This window comes from Streptomyces prasinopilosus, from assembly GCF_001419695.1.
Lineage (GTDB): Bacteria > Actinomycetota > Actinomycetes > Streptomycetales > Streptomycetaceae > Streptomyces > Streptomyces prasinopilosus.
This window is the reverse complement of the sequence record NZ_LIRG01000019.1, coordinates 1-10437: the sequence shown is the minus strand read 5'-3', so window position 1 is coordinate 10437 and position 10437 is coordinate 1. Positions and strand designations below refer to the sequence as shown.

Annotated in this window: 13 protein-coding genes; 9 read left to right on the top strand and 4 right to left on the bottom strand. The window is 74.4% G+C overall.

The features are described from left to right. The 3 genes from AOK18_RS01410 to AOK18_RS01400 all read left to right on the top strand — a co-directional run. On the top strand, window positions 1-1491 hold a 1491-nt coding region (locus AOK18_RS01410), incomplete at its 5' end, for an ABC-F family ATP-binding cassette domain-containing protein (RefSeq protein ID WP_055693062.1). 377 nt (window positions 1492-1868) lie between these two features. Next, window positions 1869-2090, top strand: a complete 222-nt coding sequence (locus tag AOK18_RS01405; protein ID WP_018567695.1) for a helix-turn-helix domain-containing protein — start codon at window positions 1869-1871, stop codon at window positions 2088-2090. A gap of 146 nt (window positions 2091-2236) precedes the next feature. Next, window positions 2237-3040: an enoyl-CoA hydratase/isomerase family protein gene (locus AOK18_RS01400; RefSeq protein WP_055573453.1), complete on the top strand. Its 804-nt coding sequence runs from the start codon at window positions 2237-2239 to the stop codon at window positions 3038-3040. A gap of 39 nt (window positions 3041-3079) precedes the next feature. On the opposite strand, the gene AOK18_RS01395 is transcribed toward AOK18_RS01400, so the two are convergent. Then, complete coding sequence (locus AOK18_RS01395) at window positions 3080-3913, bottom strand: hypothetical protein (RefSeq protein WP_055693061.1); 834 nt, start codon at window positions 3911-3913, stop codon at window positions 3080-3082. Window positions 3914-4000: 87 nt separating this feature from the next. On the opposite strand from AOK18_RS01395, the gene AOK18_RS01390 reads away from it, so the two are divergent. The 5 genes from AOK18_RS01390 (at window position 4001) to amaP (ending at window position 6341) form a co-directional block, all read left to right on the top strand. Then, window positions 4001-4495: an Asp23/Gls24 family envelope stress response protein gene (locus AOK18_RS01390; RefSeq protein ID WP_055693060.1), complete on the top strand. Its 495-nt coding sequence runs from the start codon at window positions 4001-4003 to the stop codon at window positions 4493-4495. Between the two features lie 70 nt (window positions 4496-4565). Continuing rightward, window positions 4566-4751 (top strand): hypothetical protein, encoded by a 186-nt coding sequence (locus tag AOK18_RS01385; RefSeq protein ID WP_055573450.1) that lies wholly within the window; start codon window positions 4566-4568, stop codon window positions 4749-4751. After that, complete coding sequence (locus tag AOK18_RS01380) at window positions 4748-5131, top strand: Asp23/Gls24 family envelope stress response protein (RefSeq protein ID WP_055573449.1); 384 nt, start codon at window positions 4748-4750, stop codon at window positions 5129-5131. Before AOK18_RS01385 ends, AOK18_RS01380 begins: the two co-directional genes overlap by 4 nt. After that, the gene (locus AOK18_RS01375; RefSeq protein ID WP_055693059.1) at window positions 5128-5757 is read left to right on the top strand and encodes a DUF6286 domain-containing protein; all 630 of its coding nucleotides are present in this window, start codon (window positions 5128-5130) and stop codon (window positions 5755-5757) included. Before AOK18_RS01380 ends, AOK18_RS01375 begins: the two co-directional genes overlap by 4 nt. Then, window positions 5754-6341, top strand: a complete 588-nt coding sequence (gene amaP, locus AOK18_RS01370) for an alkaline shock response membrane anchor protein AmaP (RefSeq protein ID WP_055573447.1) — start codon at window positions 5754-5756, stop codon at window positions 6339-6341. The genes AOK18_RS01375 and amaP overlap by 4 nt, the downstream gene beginning before the upstream one ends. A gap of 89 nt (window positions 6342-6430) precedes the next feature. Here the strand turns inward: amaP and AOK18_RS01365 are convergent, their stop codons facing one another. From AOK18_RS01365 to AOK18_RS01355, 3 genes are read right to left on the bottom strand one after another with little or no spacing between them, the layout of a single operon-like run. After that, window positions 6431-7186, bottom strand: a complete 756-nt coding sequence (locus tag AOK18_RS01365) for an SDR family oxidoreductase (RefSeq protein ID WP_055573446.1) — start codon at window positions 7184-7186, stop codon at window positions 6431-6433. A gap of 5 nt (window positions 7187-7191) precedes the next feature. Next, window positions 7192-8991 carry a glycoside hydrolase family 15 protein gene (locus tag AOK18_RS01360; protein ID WP_055693058.1) on the bottom strand — a complete coding sequence of 600 codons (1800 nt, stop codon included), beginning with the start codon at window positions 8989-8991 and terminating at the stop codon, window positions 7192-7194. Window positions 8992-9051: 60 nt separating this feature from the next. Further along, complete coding sequence (locus tag AOK18_RS01355) at window positions 9052-9858, bottom strand: SURF1 family cytochrome oxidase biogenesis protein (RefSeq protein WP_055693057.1); 807 nt, start codon at window positions 9856-9858, stop codon at window positions 9052-9054. Window positions 9859-10179: 321 nt separating this feature from the next. On the opposite strand from AOK18_RS01355, the gene AOK18_RS01350 reads away from it, so the two are divergent. Further along, on the top strand, window positions 10180-10437 hold a 258-nt coding region (locus AOK18_RS01350; protein ID WP_107100317.1), incomplete at its 3' end, for a hypothetical protein.

Genomic DNA, 10437 nt, shown 5'->3' with positions numbered 1-10437 from the left:
GGCGCCGGCAAGACCACCCTCACCAAGGTCCTCGCCGGCCAGGGCGTCCCCGCCGCCGGCAGCGTCACCCGCTCCGGCGAGGTCGGCTACCTCCCGCAGGACCCCCGCACCGGAGACCTCGACGTGCTCGCCCGCGACCGCGTCCTCTCCGCCCGCGGCCTGGACACCCTGATCCGCAAGATGCGCGAGAACGAGCAGCGCATCGCGAACGGCCAGGGCGCCACCCGCGAGAAGGCACTGCGGCAGTACGAGCGCCAGGAGACCGAGTTCCTCACCAAGGGCGGGTACGCCGCCGAGGCCGAGGCCGCCACCATCGCCGCCGCGCTGAACCTGCCCGACCGGGTGCTCGGCCAGCCGCTGCACACGCTCTCCGGCGGTCAGCGCCGCCGCATCGAACTGGCCCGCATCCTGTTCTCCGACGCGGACACCCTCCTGCTCGACGAGCCGACCAACCACCTCGACGCCGACTCGATCGTCTGGCTGCGCGACTACCTCAAGACCTACCGCGGCGGCTTCATCGTCATCTCCCACGACGTCGACCTGGTCGAGACGGTCGTCAACAAGGTGTTCTACCTGGACGCCAACCGCTCCACGATCGACATCTACAACATGGGCTGGAAGCTCTACCAGCAGCAGCGCGAGGCCGACGAGAAGCGCCGCAAGCGCGAGCGGCAGAACGCCGAGAAGAAGGCCGCCGCCCTCAACGCCCAGGCCGACAAGATGCGCGCCAAGGCCACCAAGACCGTCGCCGCGCAGAACATGGCCCGCCGTGCGGAACGCCTCCTGTCCGGTCTCGAAGGCGTCCGCCAGGCCGACAAGGTGGCCAAGCTGCGCTTCCCCGAGCCGTCCCCCTGCGGCAGGACCCCGCTGACCGCCGAGGGCCTGTCGAAGTCGTACGGCTCGCTCGAGATCTTCACCGACGTCGACCTGGCGATCGACAAGGGCTCCCGCGTCGTCATCCTCGGCCTCAACGGAGCCGGCAAGACCACCCTGCTGCGCCTGCTCGGCGGAGTGGAACAGCCCGACACCGGCACGGTCGTGCCCGGCCACGGACTCAAGCTCGGGTACTACGCCCAGGAGCACGAGACCCTCGACCGGGACCGCACGGTGCTGGAGAACATGCGCTCCGCCGCGCCCGACATGGACCTCGTCGAGGTCCGCAAGGTGCTCGGCTCGTTCCTGTTCTCCGGCGACGACGTCGACAAGCCCGCCGGTGTCCTCTCCGGCGGCGAGAAGACCCGTCTCGCGCTCGCGACCCTCGTGGTCTCCTCGGCGAACGTGCTCCTGCTCGACGAGCCCACCAACAACCTCGACCCGGCCAGCCGCGAGGAGATCCTCGGCGCGCTGCGCACCTACAAGGGCGCCGTGGTCCTGGTCACGCACGACGAGGGCGCCGTCGAGGCGCTCCAGCCGGAGCGGATCATCCTGCTGCCGGACGGCATCGAGGACCTGTGGGGCGCCGACTACGCGGATCTCGTCGCCCTCGCCTGACCGGTCCCCGCCCCCGCTCCGCCGGACCGGCGACCCCGCCGGTCGCGGGCCTGATCCACCGCGTATGGATCATTCGGCTGACCGGTGATCCCTCATTCGTGTGAGATCCCCTCGTACCCAGGTGTGTCCTGCACCGATTTCGCGGCCGAGCCCCCGAACGTCCGGGGCTCGGCCGCCACCTCTTTCTGACCTGGCATTTCGCGGCGGAGTGCGTCCATCGGCGTGACCGGCACCCCATGGAATCACCCCTTCCGTATGTGGGGATGCGCTCCTGTCGTCACAACCTTGTCGCACGGACCTTGCCGAATGGGTGGCCATCGGGGCCGAGAGGGGTGATCATGAGGGGACCAGAGCGCACTTCCCATGAGGAGGCACGGGTGGCCGAGACTCTGAAGAAGGGCAGCCGGGTGACCGGCGCCGCGCGCGACAAGCTCGCGGCAGACCTGAAGAAGAAGTACGACGCCGGTGCGAGCATCCGGGCATTGGCCGAGGAGACCGGCCGCTCGTATGGCTTCGTGCACCGCATGCTCAGCGAATCGGGTGTCACGCTCCGAGGGCGTGGCGGGGCGACCCGGGGCAAGAAGGCCGCTTCGGCCTGACCCCGGGCGCCCGCGATCCGAGGTGGCCACCCGGTCGGCCGACAGGCCGGGCGGGTGGTTACTGTGCAGTCACTTAGCTGTGCCGCAGGGCGGGCTCCGGCCCGCCGTACGGTACGGAGGACGACCGCACCCATCGGAGGCGCCCCATGGCTTCGCCCGCCCAGGACCTCGGTCCCGTACTCGACCAGGACGGCGTACGGCTCACCGTCGACGACGCGATCGCCACGGTGACGCTGACCAACCCGGCCAAGCGCAACGCGCAGAGCCCCGCTCTGTGGCGGGCGCTGACCGAGGCGGGCCGGCTGCTGCCGGGCTCCGTGCGGGTCGTGGTGCTCCGTGGTGAGGGCAAGTCCTTCTCCGCCGGCCTCGACCGGCAGATGCTCACCCCCGAGGGGATCGAGGGCGAGCCGTCGTTCGTCGAGATGGCGCGCGGCGACGAGGCCGACCTCGACGCGACCATCGCCGCCTACCAGGAGGCGTTCACCTGGTGGCGGCGCAGCGACATCGTGTCCATCGCGGCCGTGCAGGGGCACGCCATCGGGGCCGGTTTCCAGCTGGCCCTCGCCTGCGACCTGCGGGTCGTCGCCGACGACGTCCAGTTCGCCATGCGCGAGACCGGCCTGGGACTCGTCCCGGACCTGACCGGCACGCACCCGCTGGTCGGGCTCGTCGGGTACGCCCGCGCGCTGGAGATCTGCGCCACCGGCCGGTTCGTCACGGCCGGCGAGGCCGTGAGCACCGGCCTCGCCAACGTCGCCGTGCCCGGCGACGAACTGGACGCGGCGGTGCGGGACCTCGCCGCGGCCCTCCTCGCCGCGCCCCGGGACGCGGTGATCGAGACGAAGGCCCTGCTGAGCGGGGCCGTGGAGCGCACCTACGAGGAGCAGCGGGCCGCCGAGCGCGCGGCCCAGGGCCGCCGGCTGCGGGACCTGGCCGGTCTCGGCGAGTGAGTCCCGGCGCACGAGCGGCCCGTGACGCGCCGAGGAGCGTCAGTCGACCGCCGTGACCAGGACCGCCACCGTCGGACGGTCCGGCAGGGCGGCCGACACCGCCGCACGGACCGACCGGGCCACGTCCAGGGCCCGGCGGTCCGCCCCGACGGCGAGGTCCACGCGCACGTGACGGCCGGCCAGGGCGGCACCCCCGGACACCCGCGGCGACGGCGCGAGGTGCACCGCCCGGCCGAGCGCGCCCGCCAGCCGGGACACCCCCGGCACGGCGAGCGCCGCGGCCGCCACCCGGTCCTCGTCCGACCCGCCACCGGGCTCCGCCGCCTCGACCGGAATACCGGCCGGTCCCTCGACCGGAGCACCGGCCGGTCCCTCGATCGGAATACCGGCCGGTCCCTCGACCGGAGTACCCGCGGGCTCCTCGAACGGGACGCCGCCCGGCCCGCCCGCCGCCGGGCCCGCCGTCCGGGTCCCCGCGTCCAGCAGCTCCGTCACCCCCAGGTCCACCTCCGTCACCACCAGCCCGATCCCCTCCGCCGCGGCCCGTGACAACACGGCCCGCAGCCGGTCCGCCGTCACCGGCAGGGGCTCCGCCGCCGGGGCCGCGAACCGGGCCGTCACCCGCAGCGGGCCCGGCGGCAGGGCGCTGGGCGGAGCGGGCACCACCGGTTCGGCGGCGTCCCGCGGATCGGCGAGCGCGATCCGCAGACCGTCCAGGCGCAGGCCCGGCTCGGCCCGTTCCACCGCCCGCCGCAGGGCCGCCCCGGCGGCCCGTTCGAAGATCCACGCGCCGTCGCGCGGTCCCCCCAGGGGCAGGAGCCTGCCCAGTCCCACCTGTTGTCGCACTGTCCGGGTCCACCGTTGCGCCGTCATTCCTCCAGCCTGCCGTATCCCTGGCGCGCAACCGCGCATCGGCGCATACGGTGGTCCCGTGGACGACGACCGGAAGGGACTACGGCGATGAGCGACACCACGGACGGCGGCTCGACACGGGCCGCCGACCTCGAGAAGACCGGCCCGGACACCTCCGCGCGCAGGGGGCCGGGCGTCCGGCGCGGCGGGGGCGACGCGGCCACGCGCGGCCGCACCACGATCGCCGACGGCGTCGTGGAGAAGATCGCGGGCATGGCGGCGCGGGACGTGTTCGGTGTGCACGCCATGGGCAGCGGCCTGTCCCGGACCTTCGGGGCCGTGCGCGACCGGGTGCCCGGCGGGACGAAATCGGTGGCCCGCGGTGTGAAGGCCGAGGTCGGCGAGGTGCAGACCGCGCTCGACCTGGAGATCGTCGTCACCTACGGCGTGTCCATCGGCGACGTCGCCAGAGCCGTCCGGGAGAACGTCATCGCGGCGGTCGAGCGGATGACCGGCCTCGAGGTGGTCGAGGTCAACATCGCGGTGAGCGACGTGAAGCTGCCGGAGGAGGAGGACGAGGAGTCGGAGAGCCGTCTTCAGTGAGGGACCGCACGGCGAACGGGCGGCCGGGCCCTCCGGGACGGCGAACCGCTGAACAACGAAGGAGCGCACCATGAGCATGGCCGTGGTCGGCATGATCGCCGGCATGGCGCTGGGCTTCGCCGGCTACTTCGGTGGATTCGGGGCCTTCCTGCTGGTGGCGGCCCTGGGGGCCGTCGGTTTCGTCGTCGGGCGGTTCCTCGAGGGGGACCTGGAGTTCGGCGACTTCTTCCGTCCCCGCAACGAGCGGCGGCGGTGACACCGGTGAGCACGGCGGAGGCCGTGGCCGGCGGCGCCCCGGGCCTCGTGCCGCCGCGCGAGCGCGGGGCGACCCGCATCGCCGACCGGGTGGTCGCGAAGATCGCCTCCCAGGCGGCCCGCGAGGCGGTCGGACCGCTGCCCCGGGACGCCGAACCGCCGCACGCCACGGTCGTCGTCCACCACGACGACACCGCGCGGGTCAGCGTCCACGTCGAACTCGGCTACCCCGGTGACATCGGCGGCCGGTGCGGCCGGGTGCGCCGCCGGGTGATCGAGCGGGTGTCCGGACTGACGGGCATGCAGGTGCCGGAGGTCGCCGTCCAGGTGGAGCGGCTGCACCCGACCGCGTCCGACGAGACCCACGGGAGGATCCGATGAACGGACCCGGGCCCGGCGCCCCTTCGGGCACCGTCCTGGAGAAGGCCCCGCCGCCCGCGCCGGACGACGGCGCCACGGGCGGCGGCGCCCGGCGTTTCTGGTCGACGCGCAGGATCCCCGCCGGCCTGCTCGCACTGCTGCTCCTGGCGGTGACGGCGCTGTTCCTGTACGACATCGCCGCGGTGCGCGCCGGCCGGCCCGCGATGGCCTGGCGCCGGGAACTGGCCGACCAGATGGCCGGGCGGCCCCTGGACGACGTCTGGGTGCGGGTGGGCGCCGGCGTCGCCACCGTCCTCGGACTCTGGCTGCTCCTGCTGGCCCTCACCCCCGGGCTGCGGTCCCTGCTCCCGATGCGCCGCCCCCACCCCGACGTACGCGCCGGTCTCGACCGCGACGCGGCGGCGATGGTGCTGCGGGACCGGGCCATGGAGGTCGCCGGGGTGCGGTCGGTGCGCGTGCGCGTCACCCGCAGGCGGGCCGCCGTCCGCGCGGTGTCGCACTTCCGCGAGCTGGACGAGGTACGGGCCGACCTGCGCGCGGTGCTCGCCGACACGGTCGGGCGCATGGCACTGGCCCGGCCACCGGTGCCGGCGGTCCGGGTGCGACGTCCCGGCCGGAAGGGGTGAGCGCGGTGCTCAAGGTCGTCAACCGCGTCCTGCTCGGCATCGTGGGCCTGCTGCTGGTGGCCCTCGGCGGGTCCGTCCTGGCCGTCGGCCTGGGGGCGCCCGCGCCCTCCTGGTGGCTGCACGGCGGACGGCACGACGTCCTGCTGGACGAGGCCGAGCGGACCCGGTGGCGCGACGAGGGATGGTGGTGGCCGGTCGTGATCGCCGCGCTCGCCGTCCTCGTCCTGCTCCTCCTGTGGTGGCTGGTCGCGGTCCTGCGCAGGCGGCGGCTCGCCGAGGTGTTCGTCGACACGGGCGACGGTGACGAAGCCGTGCTGCGCGCCCGGGCGCTGGAGACCGCGCTCGCCCGGGAGGCGGGCCTGCCGGACGGTGTCGAGAAGGCCCGCGTGCGGCTGACCGGCCGGCGCGGTGTCCCGCGGGCCCGCGTCCGCCTGCGGCTGGAACCCCACGCCGACCCCGGCAGCGCGCTGGACACCCTCACCACCGGGGCACTGGCCCACGCCCGCGAGTCGGCGGGCCTCACCCGCCTCCCGGCCGAGGTGCGCCTCCGGTCGGTCAAGCACCACGCCGAACGGGTCAGCTGAGCCACCGGGCCCGGAGCGCGTCCGGGGCCGGCGGCCCCGCCGGAGCCGGCCCCACCGGAGCCGGAGCCGGCCCCGCCCGGCGGAAGAGGCTAGAACCCGTGCCGTACCCCGCCGTCCACCGGGACCATGACGCCCGTGATGTAGGAGGCGGCCGGGGAGAGGAGGAAGGCCGCGGCGCGGCCGAACTCCGCGGGGGTGCCGTAGCGGCGCAGCGGGATGCGGGACTGGGCCGCCCGGCGGGTGGCCTCCGGGTCGGCGGAGAGGGAGTCGAGCTCGCGGACGCGGTCCGTGTCGATGCGCCCCGGGAGCACCCCCACGACACGGATGCCGCGCGGGCCCAGCTCGTCCGCGAGGGACTTGGCGAAGCCGGCCAGCCCCGGGCGCAACCCGTTGGAGATGGTCAGGCCGGGCAGCGGCTCGTGCACCGAGCCGGACAGCACGAAGCCGATCACACCGCCCTCGCCCAGCTCCGCCGCGGCGGCCCGGGCCAGCCGCACCGCGCCCAGGAACACCGACTCGAACGCCGTCCGCCACTGCTCGTCGGTGGTGTCGGCCACGAACCCGGGCGGCGGGCCGCCCACGCTGACGAGGACGCCGTCGAAACGGTGGAACCGCTCACGCGCGGTCGCGATCAGCCGCGCCGCCGCCTCCGGGTCGGCGTTGTCGACCGCCACCCCGACCGCGTCCGGCCCCAGCTCGGCGGCCGCCGCGGCGACGCCCTCCCGCTCCCGCCCTGTGACGACCACCTTCGCGCCGTCCGCGACCAGTTCGCGCGCGGTGGCGTTGCCCAGCCCGCGGGTCGCCCCGGTGACGACGTACACCCGGTCCTTCAGTCCAAGATCCATGGCCCCTATCCTGCCTCCTCCTCGTCCCCGAACAGGGCGAGAGCCGTGTTCACCAGACCGATGTGGCTGAACGCCTGCGGGAAGTTGCCCAGCAGCCTCCCGCCGACCGGGTCGTACTCCTCCGCCAGCAGCCCCACGTCGTTGGCGAGTCCCAGCAGCCGTTCGAACAGCTCGCGCGCCTCGGTCGTCCGGCCCGTCATGTGCAGGGCGTCCGCGAGCCAGAACGAGCACACCAGGAAGGTGCCCTCGACACCGGGCAGGCCGTCGACGTCGGTGCGCTCCGCGGTGTAGCGGCGCACGAGCCCGTCCTGCCCCAGCTCCGCGCGGACCGCCTCGACGGTGCCGAGCACCCGGGGATCGTCGGGCGGCAGGAAGCCCACCCGGGGGATCAGCAGCAGCGCGGCGTCGAGTTCCCGGGAGCCGTAGGACTGCGTGAACGTGTTGCGTTCCTCGTCGTAGCCCTTCTCGCACACGTCACGGTGCACCTCGTCGCGCAGCGCGCGCCAGTCCTCGAGGTCGTCGCGCCCGGCGTGGCCCTCGAGGTCCGGGTTCTCCTCCAGCATGCGCACGGCACGGTCGGCGGCCACCCACACCATCACCTTGGAGTGCACGAAGTGCCGCCGGCCGCCGCGCACCTCCCACAGCCCCTCGTCCGGCTGCCGCCAGACCGACCGCAGGAAGTCCAGCAGCACCCTCTGCAGCGCCCACACGTCCGGGTGCGGGGACAGGCCCGACCGGCGGGCCAGCGCCAGCGAGTCCACGACCTCGCCGTACACGTCCAGCTGGAACTGGTCGACGGCGGCGTTCCCGACCCGCACCGGGGCCGCGCCGTCGAAGCCGGACAGCCACGGCAGTTCGGTCTCGGGCAGCCGCCGCTCGCCCGCCACCCCGTACATGATCTGGAGGTCCGCCGGGTCGCCCGCGACCGCGCGCAGCAGCCAGTCGCGCCACGCCTCCGCCTCGTCCTGGTAGCCGGCCGCCAGCAGCGCGCTCAGGGTCAGCGTGGAGTCGCGCAGCCAGCAGAAGCGGTAGTCCCAGTTGCGCACCCCGCCCGGCTCCTCCGGCAGGGAGGTGGTGGGCGCGGCGACGATGCCGCCCGTCGGCGCGTAGGTGAGCGCCTTGAGCGTGATCAGGGACCGCACGACCGCGTCCCGGTGCGGCCCGTCGTAACGGCAGCGGGACGCCCACGCGCGCCAGTCGGCGATGCTGTGCCGCAGCGAGGAGTACGGGTCCACCAGCGGCGGACGCGGCTCGTGGGACGGGTGCCAGGTGAGGACGAACGCGACCCGCTCGCCCGGCTTGACCGTGAACTCGGAGTGCGTGCTGCGGTCCTCGCCCCAGGTGGGCACCTCCGGCACGCTGCGCAGCCACACCGAGTCCGGCCCGGCGACCGCCACCCGGTGACCGTCCGCCCTGCGCACCCAGGGCACCACCGAACCGTAGTCGAAGCGCAGCCGGAGCGTGCTGCGGACGGTCACCTCGCCGCGGACGCCCTCGACGACGCGCACCAGGTCGGGCGCCCGGTCGCGCTGCGGCATCAGGTCCGTGACGCGCACCAGGCCCTCGTCGGTCTCCCACTCGGTGTCCAGGACGAGGGTGTCCCGGCGGTAGGCGCGGCGCGTGCACCGCCCGGCGCCCACGGGCGCGATGCGCCAGTGGCCGTTGTCCTCGTCGCCGAGCAGCCGGGCGAAGCAGGCTCCGGAGTCGAAGCGGGGCAGGCAGAGCCAGTCGACGGAACCGTCCGCGCCCACCAGGGCAGCGGTCTGCTCGTCGCCGATGAGCGCGTAGTCCTCGATGCGGTGCACGAGGTGCGGATGCCCGGCCGCCGGGTGCGGCAATCAGGGCGCGGCCGGGTGAACGGGCGGCTACACCGCCGCGGGCTCGGTGTCCTGCGCGCCCTCGGCGCCCGCCTCCCGCTCCGCCTTCTCCGCCCGCTCCCGGGCCTCGCGGCGGACCAGGACGACCCAGCCCACGGGGACGCCCGCGGCGAACAGCCACCACTGGACGGCGTACGCCATGTGGTTGCCGATGCTGTCGTGCTCGGGCGAGGGGACGGGCTGCGGGGAGTCGCCGCCCGGCTCGGGGTCGGTCAGGTCGACGTACCCGCCGAGGACCTCCCTGCCGAGCCGGTCGGCCTCCAGCTCGCTGTTGATCAGCATGATCTGCCGGTCCGGCAGGCCCCGGAGGTTCTTGATGCCGCTGTCCTCGGTCGTCTGGTCCTGCATCAGCCGCCCGGTGATGGTCAGCTCGCCCCCGGGCGGTGCGGGAACCTCCGGGAAGGCGGTCTGGCTCGGACCGTCCGAGGGGATCCAGCCCCGGTTGACCAGCAGGACCCTGCCGTCCTCGAGGACGAAGGGGGTCAGGACGTGGTAGCCGACCTCGTCGTCCGCGTTGGTGCGGCGGCGCACGACGACCTCGTCGGAGGCGTCGAAGCTGCCCCTCGCCGTCACCCTGCGGTACAGGTGGTCGCGGTCGACCTCCGCCCCGGGCGCGGTCAGCGACTCGGCGGGCACCGGCTTCGCGGCCAGGGAGTCGGCGATCACCTGGTTCAGTGCGACCCGGCGCTCGTGGCGGTGCAACTGCCAGAAGCCCAGCTCGACCATCGTCGGGATGAGCACGAGCGACAGCAGGGTGAGGATCACCCACTGGCGGGACAACAGGAAGCGGTACACCCCACGACCGTACAACCAGGGCCCGGCGGTGCATTCAGGCGGGTACGTCCGCACACCCGCCCGACGGGTACGTCCGCACACCCGCCCGACGGGTGCGTCCGCACACCCGCCCGAGGGGTGCGTCCGCACACCCGCCCGAGGGGTGCGTCCGCACACCCGGCCGACGGGGTCCGCCCGCCCCGCGCCCGGGCCGGCCGGCGGGGAACCCCGGGCCGGGGGCGCGGCGGCTTCCTCCGGGACCACTGCGCCGACCGGGTAGAACCTCCGGGCAGCGGCCCCCTCGGCTTGCCGGAGCCCCATCCGGACCCAACGATGCGGTTTATGACACGTTGCGAAGTGTGCGGGAACGACTACGCGCTGGCGTTCACCGTCACCACCCAGGACGGCGCCACCCACGTCTTCGATTCGTTCGCCTGCGCGATCCACCGCATGGCCCCGATCTGCGAGCACTGCCGGGTGCAGATCATCGGCCAGGGCGTCGAGGCCGACGGCCACTGGTACTGCGGAGCGCACTGCGCCCGCGCGGAGGGGAAGGCCGGCATCGTGGACAAGGTCGGCAGCGCGGGCGCAGTGCGCTCC